General features: G+C 57.4%; 18 protein-coding genes. 9 read left to right on the top strand and 9 right to left on the bottom strand.

All coding sequences use genetic code 11. From position 1 onward, the window contains the following. The first annotated feature begins 42 nt into the window (after positions 1 to 42). From DXD94_RS05595 to DXD94_RS05585, 3 genes are read left to right on the top strand one after another with little or no spacing between them, the layout of a single operon-like run. Positions 43 to 2,154, top strand: a complete 2,112-nt coding sequence (locus tag DXD94_RS05595) for a hypothetical protein (RefSeq protein WP_147347129.1) — start codon at positions 43 to 45, stop codon at positions 2,152 to 2,154. A 2-nt stretch (positions 2,155 to 2,156) separates the two neighbouring features. Next, the gene (locus DXD94_RS05590; RefSeq protein ID WP_117763477.1) at positions 2,157 to 3,230 is read left to right on the top strand and encodes a hypothetical protein; all 1,074 of its coding nucleotides are present in this window, start codon (positions 2,157 to 2,159) and stop codon (positions 3,228 to 3,230) included. 8 nt (positions 3,231 to 3,238) lie between these two features. Then, positions 3,239 to 4,273, top strand: a complete 1,035-nt coding sequence (locus DXD94_RS05585; protein WP_117763476.1) for a hypothetical protein — start codon at positions 3,239 to 3,241, stop codon at positions 4,271 to 4,273. Positions 4,274 to 4,465: 192 nt separating this feature from the next. Here the strand turns inward: DXD94_RS05585 and DXD94_RS05580 are convergent, their stop codons facing one another. The 3 genes from DXD94_RS05580 to DXD94_RS05570 form a co-directional block, all read right to left on the bottom strand. Further along, positions 4,466 to 5,677 carry a hypothetical protein gene (locus tag DXD94_RS05580; protein ID WP_117763475.1) on the bottom strand — a complete coding sequence of 404 codons (1,212 nt, stop codon included), beginning with the start codon at positions 5,675 to 5,677 and terminating at the stop codon, positions 4,466 to 4,468. A gap of 387 nt (positions 5,678 to 6,064) precedes the next feature. Continuing rightward, positions 6,065 to 6,877, bottom strand: a complete 813-nt coding sequence (locus DXD94_RS05575; protein ID WP_147347127.1) for a hypothetical protein — start codon at positions 6,875 to 6,877, stop codon at positions 6,065 to 6,067. 61 nt (positions 6,878 to 6,938) lie between these two features. Then, positions 6,939 to 8,036, bottom strand: a complete 1,098-nt coding sequence (locus DXD94_RS05570) for an RtcB family protein (RefSeq protein WP_117763473.1) — start codon at positions 8,034 to 8,036, stop codon at positions 6,939 to 6,941. Between the two features lie 222 nt (positions 8,037 to 8,258). Here DXD94_RS05570 and DXD94_RS05565 point away from each other — a divergent pair, with 222 nt between their 5' ends. Both DXD94_RS05565 and DXD94_RS05560 read left to right on the top strand, forming a co-directional pair. Further along, positions 8,259 to 9,269, top strand: a complete 1,011-nt coding sequence (locus DXD94_RS05565; protein ID WP_158564798.1) for a YafY family protein — start codon at positions 8,259 to 8,261, stop codon at positions 9,267 to 9,269. Between the two features lie 7 nt (positions 9,270 to 9,276). Then, complete coding sequence (locus DXD94_RS05560; protein ID WP_117763471.1) at positions 9,277 to 12,564, top strand: ATP-dependent DNA helicase; 3,288 nt, start codon at positions 9,277 to 9,279, stop codon at positions 12,562 to 12,564. 152 nt (positions 12,565 to 12,716) lie between these two features. On the opposite strand, the gene DXD94_RS09925 is transcribed toward DXD94_RS05560, so the two are convergent. From DXD94_RS09925 to DXD94_RS05535, 6 genes are all read right to left on the bottom strand, one after another. Then, positions 12,717 to 12,842 carry a hypothetical protein gene (locus DXD94_RS09925; protein WP_255415023.1) on the bottom strand — a complete coding sequence of 42 codons (126 nt, stop codon included), beginning with the start codon at positions 12,840 to 12,842 and terminating at the stop codon, positions 12,717 to 12,719. 471 nt (positions 12,843 to 13,313) lie between these two features. Continuing rightward, on the bottom strand, positions 13,314 to 14,171 hold the full coding sequence (locus DXD94_RS05555; protein WP_117743732.1) for an HAD-IIB family hydrolase: 858 nt from the start codon (positions 14,169 to 14,171) through the stop codon (positions 13,314 to 13,316). 87 nt (positions 14,172 to 14,258) lie between these two features. Continuing rightward, positions 14,259 to 14,597: a P-II family nitrogen regulator gene (locus DXD94_RS05550; RefSeq protein ID WP_089572298.1), complete on the bottom strand. Its 339-nt coding sequence runs from the start codon at positions 14,595 to 14,597 to the stop codon at positions 14,259 to 14,261. A gap of 190 nt (positions 14,598 to 14,787) precedes the next feature. Beyond that, positions 14,788 to 16,065: an ammonium transporter gene (locus tag DXD94_RS05545; RefSeq protein WP_117763470.1), complete on the bottom strand. Its 1,278-nt coding sequence runs from the start codon at positions 16,063 to 16,065 to the stop codon at positions 14,788 to 14,790. A 198-nt stretch (positions 16,066 to 16,263) separates the two neighbouring features. Beyond that, complete coding sequence (locus tag DXD94_RS05540; RefSeq protein ID WP_233539417.1) at positions 16,264 to 17,283, bottom strand: putative ABC transporter permease; 1,020 nt, start codon at positions 17,281 to 17,283, stop codon at positions 16,264 to 16,266. Between the two features lie 3 nt (positions 17,284 to 17,286). After that, a complete protein-coding gene (locus DXD94_RS05535) occupies positions 17,287 to 17,844 on the bottom strand; it encodes an HD domain-containing protein (RefSeq protein ID WP_117763469.1) in 558 nt (185 codons plus the stop codon). Between the two features lie 228 nt (positions 17,845 to 18,072). Between DXD94_RS05535 and DXD94_RS05530 the strand changes: the two genes are divergently transcribed. The 4 genes from DXD94_RS05530 (at position 18,073) to DXD94_RS05515 (ending at position 23,027) form a co-directional block, all read left to right on the top strand. Next, positions 18,073 to 19,854 carry a 1-deoxy-D-xylulose-5-phosphate synthase gene (locus tag DXD94_RS05530; RefSeq protein ID WP_117763468.1) on the top strand — a complete coding sequence of 594 codons (1,782 nt, stop codon included), beginning with the start codon at positions 18,073 to 18,075 and terminating at the stop codon, positions 19,852 to 19,854. Between the two features lie 549 nt (positions 19,855 to 20,403). Next, positions 20,404 to 21,399, top strand: coding sequence for a glutamate ABC transporter substrate-binding protein (locus tag DXD94_RS05525; protein ID WP_117734253.1), 996 nt, complete (start codon positions 20,404 to 20,406; stop codon positions 21,397 to 21,399). Positions 21,400 to 21,537: 138 nt separating this feature from the next. Continuing rightward, on the top strand, positions 21,538 to 22,197 hold the full coding sequence (locus DXD94_RS05520; RefSeq protein ID WP_117763467.1) for an amino acid ABC transporter permease: 660 nt from the start codon (positions 21,538 to 21,540) through the stop codon (positions 22,195 to 22,197). After that, the gene (locus tag DXD94_RS05515; RefSeq protein WP_117763466.1) at positions 22,194 to 23,027 is read left to right on the top strand and encodes an amino acid ABC transporter permease; all 834 of its coding nucleotides are present in this window, start codon (positions 22,194 to 22,196) and stop codon (positions 23,025 to 23,027) included. Before DXD94_RS05520 ends, DXD94_RS05515 begins: the two co-directional genes overlap by 4 nt. The last annotated feature ends 17 nt before the right edge of the window (positions 23,028 to 23,044 follow it).

The following is a 23,044-nucleotide window of genomic DNA, read 5'->3' as shown; positions in this document are numbered from 1 at the left end:
ACGACCGAATTGGAGGTTGCTATGGACAGCAAAGCAGATACCGTGATCACCGATGCCGGCAGGGAGCTCGTTTGCAGTTGCATCAAGGACGATGAGCTGCGTGTTCATATGTTCAAACACATGGGAATGGCAGATGGCTCCCTCTGTAGAATCATCGGCGGTTCCCTCAAGACGCTCGACGAAAAACGAGCCATGCTCGAGCAGCTTCGCAAAGAGGTCTCATCGGATTACGCTGAAGCGATTGACTCCGGCCTTGACCAGCTCAACAGCGCGCTCGATATGCTTTACAACGTTGACCGCGACCACGGCATCTTGCTGGTCTCCGGCATGTTTTACAGTGAAGAGGAGCGCGGGCACGACACCTTTGACGGCCCCTTCCCCGTTGCCTCATGGGGAGCTGCGCAAACCCTCATGAAGCAATACGTCGATGATGACCCCGATGAAGATTGGTCCGAATCATTCTGGCAGATTAAGCTCTATACCGCCGAAGACTTACACGACCGCCCGTGCGCTCAAGCCTCGCTGATATTCGCCGCGACCATGGCTGGCGATTTGGTCTTTTTGAGCGATCGCCGGAATCAGCGGACTCCGCACCAAAGCATCGATCACTTGCCGTGGAACAATAGCAAGCACTTCTGCGCCAATGGCGAGGTCTTCTACACCCCCTGGTCCCCCGGCGACATCATCAAGATCGATAGTCGGCCCTTCGACCACGGCCCCCGTTTCGCCATCGTGCTCGAAGACGACTACGATAGTTCGTTCAAAGGCCAGGTTTGGTGTGCCTATCCGAGCAAAATCTACGGCGTTGAGGAAGGCAATCTCCGCTTGAGGGATTTCACGGACGGCTTCCTCGACGACTTCACGCCCTCTGCCCTCTATACCGCCGAACGTTATACCGGCGAATTGCCCGATGATTGCTCCTTTATGCTCGAACTCTCAAAAAAGCTGCACGATGACCCCAGCTACGGCAAACAATGGTCGGACGGATCGGTCGTACACGACTGCCTGCAGCCATACCGCACATCGGCCGGTCCCAGTGCCAACGCTATACGTTCGGACATTCTCGAGTTTCTCGACTCGCCTGACATCAAGGAGCATTTGAGAGACATCGGCTACGAGTTCACCACGTCCGAGGCGGCATTTATTGTTGCCCGTTCGAACGAAAAGGCGCTACGGCAGAAGATCAAGGGCTGGCAAAAGATTATCAACAACATGCCCAATTGTGCGATGAACAGGCGATACGGCACGTTCAATATCCCCAACTTCCATGTCTTTCTTCGCGACGTCATCAGATGGGAGCGCAAGAAAATCGCCCGGTTCAAACAGCCTGGCAAGCACATGTATTTCTTTGAGGACAAGACGGGAAGTCCCCATGAGAGCGGGTGCAATTATGGCCCCTACACCAGCTACGAAAAATGTTTCGAGGCAATCTGGAATGAGCTTGAGGAGGAAAATCCTACCTCGATAGAAATAACGCGCCGCCCGATCGATCCGGACGAAGACTACTATGCCGCCGACAGGCTCATGCTCAACGCAAAAGGCGAAATTATGGACTGCCAGCTGAGCTGCATCGACATGGAACGCGAGGGCGAAGACCCCACTTTCGCTTTTGAGTTGATGTGGTTTGACATCCCGACGCCATTCCACGCCGGCGACATCATTTGTCGTCACGGCGACCCTGGCGACCCCATGCTGCTTCTCAATATGCAGACATGGACCACGCAGCGGGTCATGGATGAGCTTCCGCCTTCCACCTACAGGGAATGCGCCGCAAAAAATGCCGACGACCTGCTCAGACACCATCGGCAAAATGGCGATACGAGCGACATGTACGCCTACGGCTGTCAGATTGAATATCCCCTGGAGTACCCCGTCTATATCGGAGAGCCGAGTTGTTTTCTTCTCGATATGGAATACTGCCGTACCCCGCTCAAGCCGGAGGCGAGAATTCTGTACGGCGTGCGGGCATATCTCGACGGCTATCTGGGTCTTGACTCACTTATTGCGCTATCGAGCCTTTACGAGCTGCAGGCGCTGGTCAAGAAAAAAGCCGAGCGGTTTGAAGGGGAAGACGGCGGGCTCAAGACCCGCTATCCGGAGCTGTTCGATGACACGATAGCCCCGCCGGCACGATTCAAAACAAAGAGGAGCTAACCATGGACATCTTGGATTTTGTGGACTCCCGGGACATTCGGGAGCATCTCCGCCGCATCAATTTTCAACCCGACACCATTGAGGCCGCCTATCTGGTTTGGTTTTCGAAGACCGCCACGCTCGATCAGAAATGCGAAGCTTGGCAGGAGATCGCCCGAACCATGCCCAATTGTTCGCTGGAGGCAACCCTTGCCGGTCTTGGAAGGCCGGCCATCCCCGATTTCCATGCTTTTTTGCGCTGGACAATCGATTACAACAAGCGGTGCGTCGATGCGTTTACGAGTGGGACGGGCTACGTATATCAGTATGAAGAGGAGATTGTACCCGATGGGCAACTTTGCGGGGCCTTCGGCGCGCCATTCAGCTGTTATGAGAAATGTGCCGAGGCGTTGCGCGGTGATGATGAGCTGGCGAGCCGTCCAGAGGCACGCGTACGCATCACCCGGTGTCCGCTCGATGCCGACGAAGAACATCACCGGGAAGATTGGCTCATGGTGAACGGTAAAGGCGAGGCCCTTTCCGTCTATTGCCCTTCCGCCGGCCCCGTTGAGAACGATTGGGAGATCGCATTCGAGTTCATCTGGGTCGATATCCCCACGCCGTTCCACACCGGCGATATCGTCTGGACGCCGCAAGGCAGTGCCCGCGAGCCGTTCACGCTGTTCGATCTGCCCACGTGGGACCGGACAAAGCTCGAGGCAGAGCTTCGGCAGGCAGACCGTTCTGACGAATGGCTTGATCATGCGCAGCAGCGCCTCGAGCACTATCGCCATGCAGGGGATATCAGCAACATGTGTGCCACTGGCTGCTCGATTACCTACAACGAGACGTTTCCCCTCTACATCGGCGAGCCAGACCCGCTTTACCTAAATCTTGAGTACTATCGCAAACCACTCGAAGACGAGCAGCGAATTTTAATCGCAGCCCAGGCGTACCTGCGCGGCGACCTGTATGTCGACTCACTCATCGCGTTTATCGACACCATAAGGATGGAGTCCAAGGCAAAGCGCAACCTGGAAGAGCTGCGTCTGGATCAGGCGCCGCTCAAGGAGAAGTACCCGCAGCTATTTGAATAAAGGCCGCCATGTCCGAATCCACAAGAAGTCGCACCAACAACTCGGAGACTATCGTGCACGAAGAAATAATCAACTTGATCGACTCTCCGGAGCTGCGAGAGCATTTGCTGCATAATCCGCAGCTCCTGAATGGCGATCATTACTCGCAAATCATCGGTGGCGCGTCGATAGAAATCAACCGCAAACGGGAGATGCTCAGCAGGCTGGTTGCTGCCGAGCGCAGCTCGTCAGATGAGACCTTTTCTTGGTACGGACCAGAGATCTGTATCAACTACATCGATGACTGCTTGAACGCGCTAAAGGCCGTCGACGGGAACAGGAAGGTACTGCTTATTAGCGAAATTAGCTTTGTCGACAACGAAGTGGGATCCGCCATCACGCATGGCCCCTTCCCCGTGGCATCGTGGCAGGCCGCCCTTGCGGCAATGAAGGCATACGCAGACAAGTGGAGCAAAATGACAGACCTGTCGTCCTCATACTGGATGATCGAGCTGTTCAACCTTGCCAACGACCCGAGCTGTTCATATCCATACGACGGCTTTCTACAGCCAGACTACACTTACTACGCAAACGCCGGCGGCGAAATCCAGTACATCTGCAGGGAAGAAGAGGGCGAATGTGGCGAGGTGCTCGACTGCATTGTGGGTGGAATCTTTGGCCCGTGGTTCAAGGGGGCATATGTCGACCTGCCCACGCCGTACAGAAAGGGCGACATTCTTGAGATCGACTGCCGGCCATGGGCACCAGGTCCTTGTTATTGTCTGGTAGCAAACTCGAAATTGGACTGCCTGTATCCCGATGGCGATGGGCGGATCAGATGTGGCTCTATCCCCTACGGCAGCTGCTTTGCCGGATGGGCACATACGAACTTGATGCTGTCGCCCGTGTTCAAAGCAAAGAAAGTGACACAACCCTTACCGGAAGAATGCGCTGCCTTGCAAGAGATCAAGCTGGACCGGATAGATGACTTGCTAGAAGAGTGCACCGACAACAAAGAAGAAGAACCCGGCTGGTTGGATATATATCGGCATCGCTCGCGTTGACGGATCCTGCAGAGCTTCAAAGACAGCAGATACTCCGTGGATTTAGCAGCTAAAATAGGGGCATCGGCCTGCGCCGATACCCCTGACGTGGGCACACTATTCGTCCTAAAAGCCTGGGTCTAGAGAAAAAGGAGTTGCTCCCGAAAAAGGCGCAACTCCAGGAAGAACGTCTGGGACCGTTCGGATTCATAGCTATAAGTTGTAAGGAAGTTCTCCCCAATCTTTTAGCAGTTCTTTTGCCTTTTCCTTGCGCCATTGATTTTTAAAGAAATACCAAACAAAACGATCGAAATTGCAATAATCCAACTTCTCGCATTGATCACCATCCAAGTGATGATGAATTACGCAGCTTTGGCTATCTGGGCAAAGCCTCCAAGCATCCCTCCATCTATTGATGGCGTCGAGAACCGCATCATACAGATTTCGATAGCACTCGTATCCATAGCCTTCGCCTTTTTCAGAAGCATCTTGAGCCGAGAGTCGCTTCCATGCTTCAATTTGCTCATTTACTTTCTTGTATTGCTCTTTAAACGTAGTGCGCTCTGGTTTGAACCCACAAATTTTGCCGAGGGTATCAGCATCTAAATATTCGCACGCGTAATAAGGAAGAAATTCATGGACCACTGAATCATAAATACAGTACTTGCCATATCCCCCACCTATTCTTCTGCATGCGTGGTGACAGAATTTGGTGGCAAAAGAAAAATTGTTCTTGTCGACCCTATTTACGGCAGTGCCCGTATCATTCTTCTCCTCTGCTTCCCGTATCAACGCGTTATTTACTGCTTCTTCGGCTGCGTGAGCAATTTTATAAACCAAGTCAGCTTCGCCCGCCAAAAGGGCGTTCTCGACAGCTTTGTTCGAATTGCGATCAAATGGAATCATGTCAATAATTGCCCGAGCTGTAAGCAAGGACCCACCCGTCAGCTTACTTTCAAGCTCCTTGTTCTCGGCTTTTTTGTCCGGCTCTTTTCCATCTAGCCGTTCTCCGCTCGATATTTTCAGTAGCTCAACGATATATTTCTGTGTTGGCTTCTTAGACGCGCTTTCCTTTTTACTTCCGGACAGAGTTGGCAAGCTTGTCGAGTTATCCCTATTAACTCGATAGACAGCACGTCGGATGTTCGTTTGCTGTTCCTCTGGAGTGGCCGAATTGAACATCCCCTTAAATATTTTTTTCATTTCTTTTTCATAGCTAGACTCTGCGACCTTGGCATACGCAACATCGTTGTCAAACAACATATTCAATAATGCCATGTTCTTATCTGTAAAGACTGGGAATCCATGCATATCGACATCGAACATCTGGTTCTGAATGATTGGAGAGAAATCCGCCGATAACTGAAGCACTCCCTTAACATCCATTAGCTTTTCTCTGTTAATTTCAACATTTTCCCAACTCATTGCAGCATCCCTTTCGATACTTCGGCATCTCAAACGTCCTACGATACAAGGCTAATTCGCCCGGCCTTCCCAACAGGCAACATTTAGGCTAGCGGTGTGGTTTTGCAGGCAACAGGCCCCTGCGGATTAATAACTATGTGCTGAAACGCTTTTCACAGGCTTGGCTGTAGCAGGTCAAATTGGGCGCAAGGGGCTCTTCGGACATTGGATGCAACGGTTCGAAGCTGCAAGAATTTTTGCACGAACGTAATCATTGCCCTATCACCCTGTCCCTAGTCCAGATGGTCGCGGATTGCATCGATGGTTACGTCTCCTGCGTTGAATACAGTTTTCCATCCCCTAATAACAAAATGACCCCCGAGGCACACGTGTCTCGGGGCCAAACCGTCACCGCATTGAGCTCCAACTGAGAACACGCCTATAAATGAGCTTTACGTCGTCTTTGTCGACCTGATCCCCATGAAGTATGCAGACTAAAGCGTCTGCATTGCAGTGGGTCTCGGCGAATGCCACATCGTTGTCTTGGCCCTCCGCCGCAAAGCAACCTGCCAGGATGGCGGATGTTGGGCTGAGCATGTTGCGCAGGTCGCGCAGGATCACATTTACCGGGCGGTTGTCGTCGAGCATTTCGAGTCCGTCGATTACGACTACGGCGTCCTTTAGCACTGCTCTGTTCCACGTTTGGTCGCCGAGCAACCAGCTCGTTAAAAGGTCCATGGTCATGTTGTCTTCGGCAAAGATGCCCAAGTTGCGCTGCTTGAGGCGCATCGTTGCGCGGATTGTCTCAACCTGTTGTTCCTCGGGATCCTCTGACACCTTGTCATCCATCTCGGCGCGAATAAGCCGGGCAATCGCATCCTCTTCACGCTCCCGAATCGGCACGTAAAGCACAGCGCACTGCTCGCTCAAGCGCAGTACCGCGTGTGTCAGCACGTTCGAAACGTCTTCATGCGCACCGCCAATCACGCTGAGCTTGCCCAACCCAACGCCACCGCCTAGCGCATCATCAACCGACATACCGGTTTTCAACACACGAGGAGTTTCGAAAAGCGACGTCTCCACACCACGGTCGAGTCCAGAAGCCAGTCGGTTGCGGAAACCGCTGAGGTCAAAACCCTCATCATCACGCTCTCCACGATTCCCGCCACACCGATTCGCGGACGGCGACATCACGCCCGAGAAGCTCAGCATCTCGTCCATGCTCACGGAGCGTCCAATTCGGTCGTCCCTGGAGTCCATCTTTAGCGTCATCGCAACCCTCCTAACGCCCACCACGTTTACCAGTAGCCTTAAAATTCCAAATCGGCTTGAGTCGGTGAACAACATCGACCGTCGGGTCCATGAGTCTCAGTACATCCTCCGCAGGCTTATACGCTTCGGGCGACTCATCGAGCGTCGTCTCGCATGCGCTCGGACAGTAGATGCCGGCATCGCGCATCTCGTTAACGAACGACCCGGTATCGAGCGTTTGGAACGCTTTGGTGCGGCTCATCGCGCGACCCGTCCCGTGCGGCGCCGAGCAGTTCCAGTCCTCGTTTCCCTTGCCGCGCGCAATAACGGCACCGTCGCGCATGTTAAACGGAATCAGCACCATCTCGCCCGCATGAGCGCTAATGGCGCCCTTGCGAATCATGCCACCTTCCGAGATGTAGTTGTGCATGGTAGTAAAGCCGTCGCCGTCGAGTCGAATTCCCGTACGCTCAACGATCTGTGCGACAATCGCCTTGCGGTTCTGATTCGAGAAGCGTTGGCAGTTATGCATATCGACGAGATACTCGGCAGAAAGATCTCCCACGAGATACTTAAGCTCGTCGGGGATGTCTGCCGTGCACGTCTTCTGCGCCAGCGTCTGATGGTGCTCCGCCGTCTGCTTGCCCATGTTGCGCGAGCCGGTGTGCACGACCAGATATTGGCACCCATCCTCGTCCTCGTCGAGTTCAATGAAGTGGTTGCCGCCGCCCAGCGTGCCCATGGAGCGCTCAACCTTGCGTTTATCCTGCAGCCAATCACGCGACTCCATGTCAAAGTCCGCGAGTACGCAGGCAGGATCGCGATGAAGGCTAAAGCCCGTGGGCACCGCGCGCTTCACATCGCGATTGAACTGAATGAGGTCGTCGCGCGCAATGGTCTCCGCAAGCGGCACACAATACATCCCGCATCCGATGTCGACCCCCACCAGGTTGGGAATCACCTTGTCGCCCAAGTTTGCCGTAAAGCCAATCACGCAGCCCTTGCCCTTATGGGCATCGGGCATGATGCGGATCTTGGCGCCTTCAAACGCCGGGCAGCTGGAAATCTCCTCGATCTGCTCCTTGGTTGAATCCTCAAGATTCTCGGCAAAGACTTTGATGTCTGCCATCGCATCTCTCCTGTTCTGATCCTTGTAAACCGGAACCGGCCCCAAGCCAATAGAGCGCATGTCACACCAGCCAGCCAAACCGCCGATTTCCGTTTAACCACCTTTCGCCCTATTCGGACTCTTATTGCTGCGAATACTACGGTCGCGCGGGCTACAATGAGTCCCAATAACGGGTCTTGTTTTGTATCTTCGGCTGTTACCCTGCCGGCGAAAGGAGACAACGTGGCGAACAGACCAAATCAAAAGCTCAGGCTTCTGTTCCTGCTTAAAACCTTGATGGAAAAGACCGACAGCGCGCACGGGCTCACAACACAGCAGATCATCGAGGAGCTCGCCTATCACGATCTTGAGGCCGAACGAAAGGCCATCTATCGCGACCTGCAAACACTTCGCGACTTTGGACTTGATATTGACCAGCGCGGTGGCAGGGAATGGGCCCTGGCTTCGCGCCCGCTCGACCTGCAAGAGCTCATCATGCTTGTTGACGCCGTGCAGAGTTCGCCGTTTTTGACCGATGAGTTGACCGACCACCTCATCGGCAAGCTGCAGAGCCTCGCCAGCCTGGACGAACGCGAGCTGATGCACAAGCGCGTCGATGTGCCTTCGCGCGTGAAGATGCAAAACTCCGATGCCCTGCTCAACATCGACTTGATTCAGCAGGCTATGCGCGAAAAACGCAAGATTCGGTTTCGTTACTTCCACTACGACGCCGCCAAGCAAAAGGCCCTTAATCATGACGGAAAGGCCTACGAGCTCACACCCGTGCGCCTTATCTACTCCGACGAACTCTATTACATGATCGGGTTTCGAGATAAATGGGCTAATGCCGGCTCGGGTCATCAGCCGTTCACGCCTTATCGCGTCGATCGTATGCTCGACGTTGCGGTGTCCGAAGAGTCCGCGACCAAAGATCCGCGTATTGCGGGCTATGTGCTTGAGGATCACGTTTCACCATCATTTGGTGTTTATGCTGCCGACAAAACCACCGTGGTACTGGAACTCGACGATCGTGCGATGAACCCGCTCATCGACAAGTTCGGGCTCGACGCCGTTGTGTTTGAGAACCAGGATGGGCGCTTGCTGGCGACCGTCAAAGCCCCACTGTCGCCGCAGTTCTTTGGCTGGCTGCTGCAACTCAGCACCTACATTAAAATCGTTCAGCCGCAAAGTGCCATCGACACATATCTCGACTATCTCGATAGCACGCGTGCACTCTACCAGGAAGACAGGTAATACTGCCATGAACATGACCCCCGAACTCATCGCATCGCTCGACCGACTAAACCCCGAACAGCGCGAGGCCGTCGAATGCCTAGATGGTCCGTTGCTCGTCATTGCCGGTCCCGGCACCGGCAAGACGCAGTTACTGAGTCTGCGCGCGGCGAACATCCTGGCCAAGCGCGATGCCGCCCCGCGCAACATCCTCTGCCTCACCTATACCGAGGCGGGCGCGGAAGCCATGCGCAAACGCCTGATTGAGCTCATCGGGCGCGACGCCTACGGCATCGAAGTTAGCACGTTCCACGGATTTGCAAGCAGCATCAGGTCGCGCTATCCCGAGCACTTCGTGCGCCCTTCGACCGACACGCTTGTTACCAGCCTGCACCAGCAAGAGATTTTTGATCGGCTGCTCAAATCGCTGCCCTTTGGTTCTCCGCTGGGCGGAGGGTCACCCGATATGCCTGCGCAAAACATCGGTAAGATGATCGGCTTTGTCTCCAAAATCAAACGCAGTGGCCTGGACTACGACACGCTGAGCGCCATCGCGCAGCAGAATATCGACGCCGCTACCTGGCTCACCGAACATTCCGAGCTGCTTACGCTCGCCTGCGAAAGGGCAAGCGCTGCGTTGGCAGAACGCTTTGAAGAAGAGGTCGAGCGTGCCTGGGGCATGGCGCCCACATCGCTCACCCGCCCGATCGACTGTCCTGCCGGCACGTATGTGCCCTATATCCTTGAACTGCGCGATACCGTTCGCCGCACCGAGCTCATCGACGAAAAGGGTAAATCCTCGGGATACACCAAGGTGCGCGATGCCTTCTTTGGAGGCAGCAACTCTCAGGGGCGCACCTTTAAGATTGCGGAGCAGAGCGAGCGACTTAAGGCTGCTTGCGACGTTGCGCGTCGCTACCAGAATGAGCTTGACCAGCATCATCTCTACGATTACGACGATATGATCGGCGACTTTGTTAACGCCGTCGAGCACAACGACGCGCTACGCCAAGTGCTCCAGGACACCTATACCTATATCCAAGTTGACGAGTTCCAGGACACCAATGGTGCACAGATGCGCATCATCGAGCTGCTCTGCGACGGCGTTGATTCGCCCAATATCATGGCCGTCGGCGATGACGACCAGGCCATCATGCGTTTTCAGGGCGCCACGATCGAGTGTGCCAACCAGTTTGCGGCCGAGTTCTCGCCCCGGAGCATCGTGCTCAAGACCAACTATCGCTCCACGCCCGCCATCGTTGAGCTTGGTCAAGCTATCGCACGGCAAATTGAATATCGCCTCGACGCCAGCTCGAATAAGTCAATCGAAGCCTTTAAGCCTCAAGGCGATCAGGTCAGCTTTAGCGAGAACGTCTACACCGGCAAAGCCGAGGAATACGCCGCCGTCGCCGCGAGCATTAGGCAGAGGATTGATGCTGGCTACCTCGATGACTGCGAAGATCCCGATGAAGGAATTGCAGTCATCTCTGCCAAACACGCCGCATTGCGCTCGCTGATTCCCTTCCTCGTTAAGGAGAACGTGCCGTTTTCGTATCGCGAGCGGCAGAATCTCTTTGCCTCCGAGCGTATGCAGACGACGTTGGCACTGCTGCGTTGCGTTACTGCGCTTGCGCGCGGGCAAAAAGGGCTGGCAAGCAGCTATCTCCCCCAGATCATTTGCGCCACCGAGCTGGGTGGAGATCATCCGTCATCCGTGGCGTTTGCGCTCAACGCCAAGCGTGAGCATCGCGGCGACTGGATGACCACCATGCACGAGAGCGATAACGTCCGCGTCAAAGAGCTGTACGACGGCCTTATGCAGTGGGCGGCCGAAGCCAGCGCCTCCCCTGTCAGGCCACTGCTCTTTAGAATTGTCGAGCGCAGCCTTGGCTATTATCAGGACTGCAAGGAACAAAATCCGCTGGGCGCAGCCGAATTCAATGCCGGCATCCGCGCCCTGCTCACCTTTGCTGAAGGTGAAATGGGAGACGCGCGCCGTATGGGACGCGCGCTTCGCCTGCCCGATATTGTCGACAAGCTCGATGCCGCTCAAAAGTTTGGCGTGAGCATCGACGCATCCATCGACCTCGGCACGCCGGGAGCTGTTCGCCTCACCAGCGCCCATAGCTCTAAGGGCCTGGAATTCGACTGCGTCTACCTGCTCGATGCCGACGACTCCACTTGGCACAAAGGCGCTGGCGGCATGAGCTTGTACCCGTCCAACCTGCTTATTCGCGATGAAAAGGATGATGACGACGCGCGCCGCCTGCTATTTGTCGCCATCACGCGCGCTAAACGACACCTCGAGCTATACCGTGCCGGCGGGTCGGCACTGCAGGAGCTCACGGGGCTTATCGACTCTTGCGAGGTTTCTGCTGAAGCAGACCAGCTCAGCGTTGCAATCGAAACCGAGTGGCGCGACAACTACGTGCTCGATACGCCCGAGCTCCGCGCGCTTCTGGAGCCTCATACCGACGTAAAGTTTCTTTCTGCCACAGCACTCAACAACTTTGTGACGTACGAGCCTGGGTGTGCAAATAGCCAGCACTTCCCCGAGAAGCAGATTGTGCGTCTGCCCACGGCGCCCACGATCCAAACCGAATTCGGCACCATCGTTCACGCGATGTTCGAGGAGATCGTTAATAGAATGGCAGCCGATGGCGAGGCGGCGATTGAGACAATTGAGGCCGAGTATCGCCAGCAGATTTCGTGGCTCGATTTTGCCCCCGAGGACGTCCATCGCTATTCGGAGCGCTTCGAACGCATTTGTCGTGCATTCGTCCCCTGGCTTGTCGAGCACGTGCGCGGCTTCCGTTGCATCACGGAAGCGAGCATGCAGTGCCTGACCACCGAAGGAACTCCGCTCTTTGGTTTTCTCGACCTGCTCCTCGTTGACGATGCAGCTAAAACGGTGCAGATTGTTGACTACAAGACTGGCTTTGGCAAAGAAGTCCCTGCAGGCTACCATCGTCAGCTCAAGTTTTACAAACTGCTGGTCGAAGCGTCACCCGAGTTTTATGGCTACACCGTCACTTCCATGGGCGACTACTATGTAGAACCCGACAAGACAACGGGCGAGCTCCGCCCGCCGTTCGCGACAACCGCCAACGCCGACGACATTGCCGAGCTCGAACAACTCATCGATGCCGTATGGTCGCGCATTGAACACGGTGCTTGGGATACCGGCGCTTTTGAGCAGAGCGATGCCCATGAGCTTGCTATCGAGGAGCAGAAGAGCTGTCGCAAAAAGGCCGACAAAGCCGAGATCGTGCAACGCGCTTACGAGCATTGGCTAGTCGAGAACCCCGGAATGTGACGAAGGGACTGTCCCTTTGTCACGCCCCGCCCACCTTTTGAATCGGCATTACCGATTGTCCGAAATGGCATTCGTGGGTAGAATAGTGTCGACGGCAGCCCAAGTTGTAGCTGGCTGGGCAGCGCCGTTGTTTGCATTAGGGGGTCAACGCCTTAGCGGCGGCGACCCCTTCTGTTGCGCTTCGAACGCTGCTTGAGTGCCTCGGAAAGGCCGACAAGCGCTGTGAAGAACGAGGCAAAAGCGGTCAGAAGCCTCACGAAATCAATCAGACCGGTCATGGGCATCACCTCCCATCAAATGGAGGGCGTTGCCCGGCACATGGAACTGCCGTCAACGATACCGATTCTATCAAAGCGCAGTTAGATATGCGAATGTTTGTTCGCATTTCAGAAGATCAAAGCTCGGGTATGGCGAAGGAACAGTTCCTTTGCCATACCCGAGCCTGTCGCCGAACTGCCACCTACATTTTTCGAGTTATTCGGCCACGCTACTGGTTCTGCATAAATGCACCGCCGGGATTATCTGAGGGTTTTTGTCCTTATTTGAGCGTATATATGCCCATTTGCGCACTTACGTCACCGAATCAAACACCATTAGAGGCATGAATGTTCCCGAGAGGGCATCTTTAGCCATTTAACGACCTCCGACAGGCCGAATAACTCGAAATTTGTTGGTGGCGAAAGCGTAACAGTCCTATACGCCAAAAGCCGGCATCTCCCATGCGACAAAGTGAGTGTCCCTTTGCCACATTATTCGATGACGGTGCGAGAGTTTTGCTTATGCATGGTGGCAAGCATGTGTTTGGGGACGGCGTGGACCATGCAGCTGCCGATGGTCGCACTAGCGGCGGCCTTAGCTGCATCGCTTGCGTTTTTGGTCGCGTAGCTGTGGCGGAAACGCTTGAGCATGGCGATGTCGTTGCCGCCGTCGCCGTAAACCGCGACCTCATCCTCGGCAATACCGTAGTAGCCCGCCAGCCAGGCCACGCTCTCACCCTTGTTGCACGCCACGTCCGTGATCTCGAACATCACCGGATCGAACGGCGCGTTGACCACGCGGTCCGATCGCTCGGCCAAATATGCCTTAAGGTCGCGCTCCAGCTCGGACGAGATCACACGGCAGTTGATCTTGCACACATCGTGGCGCAGGATGTCACCGATCGACTGGTCGAAATACTGTTCCTCGTGATAGCCGCCACGTGCACGCATGCCGCGCATCACGATGCGCTTGATAGGGCTGTCCTTCTTAAAACCCGCCTGGTGCATCTCGAACGAACCGCTCGAGAACATGCCGTCGGGCGTGGAGCAGTCGAAGCAAATGTCCGGAAACTCCTTGAGCAGCTCCTCGGTGATCTGCGGATCGATGGTCCAGGTCTTGAGCACCTCGCCATGACTGTCGCGCACGATGGACCCATTGGAGCAGCAGGCATCGAGCGCCAGCCCCGTGAAGCCATGCTCGCCGATTGGCAACGTCGAGCGCCCGGTCGCGGGAACCACATGCAAGCCAACCTCGGTCAGCTCACGAATGGCACGGCGGATGGTCCCGTCCGCCTCATGCAGGGCGTTCAGTAGCGTTCCGTCTAAGTCACTCGCAAACATCTTGATCATGGGCGTGCCTCTCCTTCGTCTGCACGATATTGTAGACGAGAACGAGCGCGCCCCAAGAGAGGCACGCCCGTCAGGCGAAAGATCGTCCTACACCGCGGCGGGGCCGTGTTCGCCGGTACGGATGCGGATGACTTCCTCGACCGGCTCGACCCAGATCTTGCCGTCGCCGACGGCACCGGTGCGAGCGGCGTTGCAGATGATTTCAACGATACCGTCGACATGCTCATCGGCGCAGATGAGGGTGAACTGCACCTTGGGAATCGTGTTGACGAGCAGCTCGTTGCCGCGCACGTATTCCTTCCAGCCATGCTGTGCGCCGCAGCCCTGCACCTGGTTGATAGTCATGCCACGAACATCGGCAGCAAACAGCGCATCTTTGAGAACCTCAAGCTTCTCCTGACGCACGATAGCCGTGATCTTTTTCATAATGAATTCCTCTCTTTAATAAAGAAATGAATTGCCATTCAATGACGCGGGTTTTCGAGGTGCCCGAGATTGCCCCGAAAGAGGAGCGCCGCGTACTTCGGTACGCAAGCGACGGTTTGAGGGGCAATCTCGGGTGCCTGGGAAAGCCGCGCGACGATTGAACGGCAAGGTGCGGAGCCTGGGGAAGCTGCTAATCGAGTCCGGAGAAAGAAGGGTACGCGCTCTCACCGTGTTGACTCGCATCCAGGCCCAGCGCCTCGTCGGCCTCGTTCACGCGCAGGCTGCCGTGGAACAGCGCCTTAACCACCGCGGCAATCACCAGGTCGAGCACCAACACAATGACGACCGTCACGACAATGCCCAAAATCTGCGAGATCAGCAGCGACACGTCACCCGTGTAGAACAGGCCGCCCTTACCGGTCCACGAAAGCTCCGGCACGCAGAACAGACCCGTAAGCACACCGCCCAGGATGCCGCCAATGCCGTGGCAACCGAACGCGTCGAGTGCGTCGTCATAGCCAAACTTGGTCTTAAGGTGGCTGATTGCCAGATAGCAGACGGGCGAGACGATCAAGCCCATAACGAGCGCAGCCCAAGGCTCAACAAAGCCTGCGCCCGGCGTGACCACCACGAGGCCCGCGACCAGACCGGTGCTTGCGCCCACCAGCGTGGGACGACCGGTATGCACGCGCTCCACGACAAGCCACGAGACCATGCCCGCCGCGCTGGCCGTCACGGTGTTGAGGATGGCAAGCGCCGCCACGGCGTCGGCCTTAAACTCGCTGCCGCCGTTAAAACCAAACCAGCCAAACCAAAGCAGCCCGGCGCCCAGTGCCACAAACGGCACGTTATGCGGTCGATAGCTCACCATGCCAAAACCGCGACGACGGCCGAGCATCAGGCAGAGAATCAGGCCCGTCAGACCGGACGAGATGTGCACCACGTCGCCACCGGCAAAGTCGAGCGCGCCGATGATGTCGCCGATAAAGGAGCCCTCGCCGCCCCAGACCATATGGGCGAGCGGCGCGTAGACCACGAGCAGCCAAATGCCAAGGAAGGCCGCCATAGCGCCGAATTTAACGCGCCCGGCCAAGCTGCCCGTGACGATGGCGGCCGTAATCATGGCAAATGCCATCTGGAAGGCGATGTTGATGATCTGAGGGTAGACGGCACCGTCCGCAGCATTGCCCTCGGCCGCCTGCAGCACCTGGTTGAGCACCGGCAGGCACAGCAGCTGGTCAAGGCCTCCAATAAACGGACTCGAGCCGTCGCCGCCATAGGCCAGCGACCAGCCGGCAGCAATCCACAGCACACCGACCAGGCCAATGGCGCCAAAGCACATAAGCATGGTGTTAATGACATTTTTGCGCCTGGACAGGCCGCCATAGAAAAACGCCAGACCCGGTGTCATTAAAAACACGAGCATGGTGCAGATGAGCATAAACGTTGTCGATCCTGTATCGTACATTCGCTCCCCCTTGGTCGCATGAACGTTGTCGGCGCCCATAATGCGGCCGAGGGACAACTGGTGTAGACCAGATACGGCGTTGTTAAACGCGGCGTTGTCGAATGGAAACGGCGCCGCAATCTTGGAAACGGCGCGGCAACGGACGCGAAACGAACGGGAAATACGCAAGCAAGGGAGCCGTGAGCGCATCCGTCCCGACTAGCGCCGGAACAGCTCGCGGGCTCGGTCGCGAAGGTCGGTGGCTCGGATGACGCCCTCGTAGCGGTTGATGCGCAAGCGCGGGAAGGCATTGAAGAAGCGCAGGTCGCGTCGGCTGAGCGACACGCTTGGCACCGGACGGCTCATGCGCTTGCCGGCAAGGCGACGACTGAGCGACGGACGCGGCATGCTCGGCGCGGCACCGGCCACGCGGCGGGCGGCAAGCGCCAGGCCGCGAGCACCATCCGCGATAAACGTCGGCATCGAAGCCTTCTCGCGCAGGGCATCGAGCGCGGCGTCACCCAGCTCGGCCAGCCACGCGTTAACGGCACGGCTACGAATGTGCGTCTGTGCCACCGAGTCAATCGTAGAATCGGGAATACGTTCGAGCATTGAATCCGAGGCATCGGCAAGCGACTCATTGATGCGGTCGGCAAGGTCGGCCCGGACGCGCTCCAGCTGATCAGACAGGCGCCGCCAGCTCGCCAACGAGCACACCGCGTCGACCATCATCGCGACCGCGACGATAAAGGCGGACAGCCGCACAATCAGCACCGGCAGATGGCCGAGCAGCCCCAGCAATGCCGGCTCCACTAAACGGCAAATGCACAGCGCACCCAAGCCAAACGCGCAGGCCCAGTACAGACAGATGCGTCCGTGCAGGTTAAACGGCAGGTGCGAGTAATCCCAAAAGCGAGCGCCCGTTGTTTTTTCCAACAGCACGCCCACGCTGTACTCAATCACGCTGCATACGAGCGCTGCAGCGACAAACTGGCTCGACGCGTCAGGAATTCCGCGCAACAGCAGCCAGCAGGCAATGCCGCCCGCGCCATAGATGGGGCAGCACGGCCCCAGCAAAAAGCCACTGTTGGCAAATCGTCCGTGGTTGAGCATGGCGCAGACTGTCGACTCCCACACCCAGCCGCAAAAACCGTAGAAGGCAAACGAGAGCACCAGCGCCGAGAGCGGACAGGCGGCAAGCGTCGCGCCGTCAAATGCCATGTCGATCGCGGTCCCCACCGTCTACTCTCTCCTCTTTTCGCTCGAATCTTTGCTCGAGCCGTCACTCGAGCCCTCGTTCAAATCGTTCGCGCCGCCTTTGCGCGGCAGACTGCCGGCGACCGTCTCGCACAGAGCGCACCATTTATCGGCCAGGCACACAATCCATGCCTCGCGACACGTCGGTGGAACCGGTACCAGCGGAAACATATGGCGCACGATGATATTCCGCTCGCGCGGCGTCAGCTCAAAATCCTCTTCGGCACGCGCCAGGGCAAAAAATGGATGCCGAAATCCGTGCAGTCGATGGCTCGGGTCGGGGTCATGCCAATCGTAGAGAAAGTAGTCGTGTAACAGGGCTCCGCGCAGCAGCGAGGCACGGTCGACCGAAATGCCAGCACGGCCAAGGCGCTCGGCAAAAGACAGGCTCGCCCGCGCCACCGAGGTCACATGTGCATAAACCGTCACGTCACCATGCTGAATAAACTCGTGCGTCAGGCCCAAGCGGCCCGCCTGGGCCAGCTGACGGGCGGCATCGTCGACCTCGCGCGCGATGCTCTTGGCACGAACGGTATCGGACATGCGGCCTCCTTCCAGCGGCTCTCGGCGGCAAGCCACAGCCTGCACGCAATGAATAAAATCATCATGGAACTTATCAGTATGGCATCGGGCAAAACGTTTTGCCCCGCCAGTTGGCGAATTACCGCGCCGCCGTCACATATCAAACGCCAAAATGTGCGAGACTGTCTTGTGCAATTGTGCCGGCCGAGGGAGCGCCGGCGCTCGATTCGCATGGAGTAACCCACAACGATGCTGCTTACGCAAACGACAACGCCCGAGGACGTCAAGGCTCTTAATCGCGCCGAGCTCCCGCAGCTCTGCGGCGAGATTCGCCACGCCATCCTCGAAAGCTCCGCCGCCGTCGGCGGGCACGTTGCCCCCAACCTGGGCGTCGTTGAGCTCACGGTTGCGCTTCATCGCGTGTTTAACTCCCCCATCGACAAGATTGTCTTTGATGTTTCGCACCAGACCTACGCCCACAAGGCGCTGACTGGGCGCGCGTACACTTATATCGATCCGGAGCGTTATGGTGAGGCTTCTGGCTTTGCCAATCCCGACGAGTCCGAGCACGACCTGTTCGCCATGGGTCACACCTCGACCTCGGTGAGCCTGGGCTGCGGCCTGGCGCACGCTCGTGACCTGGCGGGCGATGCGTACAACGTCATCACCATCATTGGCGACGGCTCGCTTTCGGGCGGCCTGGCGTTTGAGGGCTTTAACAATGCCGCCGAACTCGATAGCAACCTGATCATCATCGTCAACGATAACGACCAGTCCATTGCCGAAAACCACGGCGGCCTGTATCGCAATCTGGCCGAGCTGCGCGCCAGCAACGGCACCTGTGAGCGCAACGTTTTCCGCGCGATGGGACTCGACTACCGCTATCTGGATGCCGGTAACGATGTGTTGGCCCTGGTCGACACGCTGCAGGAGCTGCGCGATATCGATCATCCCATCGTGCTGCACGTCTCCACCGCCAAGGGCAAGGGCTTTGAGCCAGCCCAGAACGACCCCGAGCGCTGGCACCACGTGGGTCCGTTTGACATGGCGACTGGGCGCAAGCTCTGCCCGGGCCATCCGAGCGAGCCCGCGCCGCGCACCTATGCCGACATTACGGGCGAGGCGCTCAGCGCCGCCATCGAGCACGATCCGCAGGTCGTGGGCATCACGGCCGCCACGCCCTACATCATGGGCTTTACACCCGAGCTTCGCGCTGCCGCCGGCAAACAGTTCGTCGACGTGGGCATTGCCGAGGAGCATGCCGTAACCTTTGTCACCGCGCTTGCGCGCTCGGGCGCCAAGCCAGTCTTTGGTGTGTACGGCACGTTTTTGCAGCGCGCCTACGACGAGCTGTGGCACGACCTGTGCCTCAACGACGCCCCCGCAACCATCCTGGTGTTCGGTGCGTCAATCTTTGGCACCACGTCCGAGACGCACCTTTCGTTCTTTGATATTTCCATGCTGGGCGGTCTTCCCAATATGCGTTACCTGGCGCCTTCCTGCATGGAGGAATACCTGTCCATGCTGAGCTGGTCGCTCGATCACCGCGAGCATCCCGTGGCGATTCGCGTGCCGGGCATTGGCTTGGTAAGCCGCCCCGATCTGGCGCCCGCCGAAGACACCGACTACAGCGCCGTTCGCTACAACATGGTGCGCCAGGGCCGCGATGTGGCCGTGCTCGCGCTTGGCGATTTCTTTGAGCTGGGCGAGCGCGTGGCAAACCGCCTGGCCGCCGAGTATGGCATCGAGGCGACGCTCGTCAACCCACGCTTCGCGACCGAGCTCGACCGCGAATTCCTCGACAGCCTTGCCGCCAAGCATCGCGTTGTCGTCACCCTCGAGGACGGAATCTTGGACGGCGGTTGGGGCGAGTGTGTGGCGTGTTACCTGGCCTGCACGCCCGTGCGCACGCGCACCTTCGGCATCGCCAAGGGCTTCCCCGACCGCTACGACCCCAACGAGCTGCTCGCTCAGAGTGGCATGACGGTCGAGAACATGGCTGCCGAGGCCGTAAGGCTGCTCAACGAGTAAGAAAATCTCCGCAAGGGAAGCACCCCTGCGGAGGTTTTTATTTCCCCCAACTCAATTATCTCGATCTGTAACATCTAGGACCCGAATTCCTGTCTAACTGTTACAGGTCGAGACAAACCGTCTTTGCCCCTGACCTTTGTCTCAATCTGTAACAGATAGAGACCTTTTGGCCGTCCAACTGTTACAGATCGAGACAAAACAGCGGGGCAGGCCGCCACATCTGCAAGAACCACCACAAAGGTGCCTGGCCCCTTTGTGGTGGTTTTAGGTCATGGTCGATGCGAAGAATGAATAACCGTTCATACGCGATCTCCTTACTTATATAACGACCACCATGAGCGACCGCGCCGCCCACAAGGCGGCGTCTCAGCTGCAATAACCGACGTTTTCCCAGATAAAACCTGCCAAAATAAACCTGTCCCTATTTGGTAGGTAGAATAACCTATAAGGTAAGTATGTTTCTGAGTTATTTCGTGTTGACCCATTTGAGCGCAATAGGGTATAACTCTACTCAACCGCTAGGGATTTTATTGAGAAAGGTGTTCTACCATGAGCAAGAACCTCTCCCAGCAGGTCGTTCTCGACCGCCGCGGCTTTGTTGCCGCCACCTTCGCAACCGTCGCCGGCCTTGGTCTTGCCGGCTGCTCCGACACCAGCGCCGAGGCCGACAAGGGTTCCGCCGCCGGCTCTTCCAAGAGCTCCGAAAATACCGAGGCTTCCACCACGCTCGACGCCAAGGCATTCGACAAGCTCGTCAACGACGGCCCCAAGGCCGATGACGACGCCATCGCCGCCAGCACCTGGGCCACGGCCGTCAAGGATGCCGGTGTCTTTAAGATCGGTGGCGTTCAGACCTCCACGCTCTTCTCCCTCCTCAACGAGAAGGACGGTCAGACCCGCGGCTTCGACGCCGGTATCGCACAGCTTCTGTCCAACTACATTCTGGGCGAGAACAAGGTCGAGATCACCCAGGTGACCTCGGACACGCGTGAGTCCGTCCTGCAGAACGGCCAGGTCGACGCCGTCTTTGCCACCTACACCATCACCGACGAGCGCAAGAAGCTCATCTCCTTTGCCGGTCCCTACTACTACACCCAGCAGGCCATCCTGGTGCTCGCCGACAACGACGACATCAAGAGCGTCGATGACCTGGCCGACAAGAACGTCGCCGTCCAGTCCGGCTCCAACGGCCCTGCCATCCTGGAGGAGTTCGCTCCCAAGGCCAGCCAGCAGGAGTTCAAGACCGACGAGGAGGCCCGTCAGGCACTCCAGCAGGGTCGCGTTGACGCCTATGTCATCGATAACAACATGCAGCAGAGCGCCCTGGTCCGCGAGCCCGGTAAGTACAAGATTGCCGGCAAGCCCTTCGGCAGCAAGGAGCCCTACGGCATCGGCCTGCCGCTCGATTCCGACGGCGTCGCCTTTGTCAACGACTTCCTTAAGAAAATCGAGGACGACGGCACCTGGACCGAGCTGTGGCAGATCTGCATCGGCGACCGCACGGGCGACACCAATGTTCCCGAGCTGCCCGAGATCGGCGCCTAGGCAACGCGCCTAGTAACGGCCGCAACGAAACCATACGGAAACGCACGGTGCGCTTTATTGCGCTAAACTGTTTCCTCACTGAGTTGTCGGGGCTCCCGTACACGCGGGAGCCCCTTTCCTTATCGGCGGGAGGTCCGCATGAGTCTCTCTGAGCTCTGGTCGCTCTATGGCCAGAACTATATCGACGCGCTGCTAGCAACCTGGAGCATGACGCTTGAGTCGTTTGCCATCGCCATGGTGCTGGCCGTTGCCGTCACCGTGATGCGCGTGTCGCCGCTCAAGCCGCTGCGCGTCTTGGGCGACCTGTATGTTCAGGTCTTCCGTAACATTCCCGGCATCGCGCTGCTCATCATCGTCGTCTATGCGCTGCCGCCGCTCAAGGTCGTCCTGCCCTACCGCACCTGCGTTATCGTCGCCACGGTGTTGCTGGGCTCGGCCTTTGGCTCCGAGAACTTTATGAGCGGCATCAACACCGTCGGCGTCGGCCAGGTGGAAGCCGCCCGCTCGCTGGGCATGAGCTTCAACCGCATCCTCGCCAAGATCGTGATTCCGCAGGCACTGCGCTCGAGCGTGCTGCCCATGACCAACCTCTTTATCGCCGTCATGCTCACCACCGCGCTCGGCAGTCAGGTGCCGCTTAAACCGCAGGAGCTCACCGGCGTGGTGAGCTACATCAACACGCGCTCGCTCGGCGGCGTCGCCGCGTTCTTTATCTCGGCGCTCGGCTACCTGGGCACGGCCTTTGTGGTGAGCCACATTGGCAACTATATCGATAAGAGGGTGAGGATCCTCCGATGAGCAAGCACTCCACCTCCGCGCTCACCATGCGCGATGCGCTCTACGAGGCTCCCGGCCCCAAGATGCGCGCCAAGATTCGCGTCGGCACCGCCATCTCACTTGTTGCCGTGGCCGCGCTCATCGCTCTGGTACTGCAGCGCTTTTATGTGACCGGCCAGCTTTCGGTCCATTACTGGTACTTCTTTACGCACCTCACCACCTGGAAGTTCCTGCTTGCCGGTTTTGAGGGCACCGTTAAAGTCGCACTCACCGCCGGTGTCATTGCGCTGGTACTGGGCTTAGCCCTTATGCTCGGCCGCACCAGCGACATTAAGCCACTGCAGCTGGTCTGCCGCGTGCTCACCGATTTCTTCCGTGGCGTGCCGAGCCTGCTGTTCATCTACTTCTTCTTTTTGGTGCTGCCCCAGTACAAGATTGCGCTGCCGTCGTTTTGGATGCTCACACTTCCCGTCGCGCTCGCTGCGGCCGGCGTGCTTGCCGAGATCTTCCGCGCCGGCGTCAACGCCGTGCCGCGCGGCCAGGTCGAGGCTGCCCAGGCGCTCGGTCTCTCCAAAGCTAAAATCACCTTTAAAATCGTGCTGCCGCAGGCTATTCGATTTATCATCCCGTCGTTGATTTCACAGCTTGTGGTCGTCGTCAAAGACACCACCGTCGCCTATGTGGTGAGCTACCCCGACCTCATGCAAAATGCCCGCGTGCTCATTACCAACTACGATGCACTCGTATCGGTTTACCTGGTGATCGCGGTCATCTATATCCTCATCAACGTCGCGATCAACAAGGCCGCTGTCTACGTTTCGCACAAGACCGGCGCGACCATCATCCGCTAACGATTTACCATTTCGAG

The sequence above is a fragment of the Collinsella sp. TM10-22 genome (genome assembly GCF_003466125.1).
Classification (GTDB): Bacteria; Actinomycetota; Coriobacteriia; order Coriobacteriales; family Coriobacteriaceae; genus Collinsella.
Note: the sequence above shows the minus strand (reverse complement) of the source record. Positions and strands in the feature narration are given on the sequence as shown.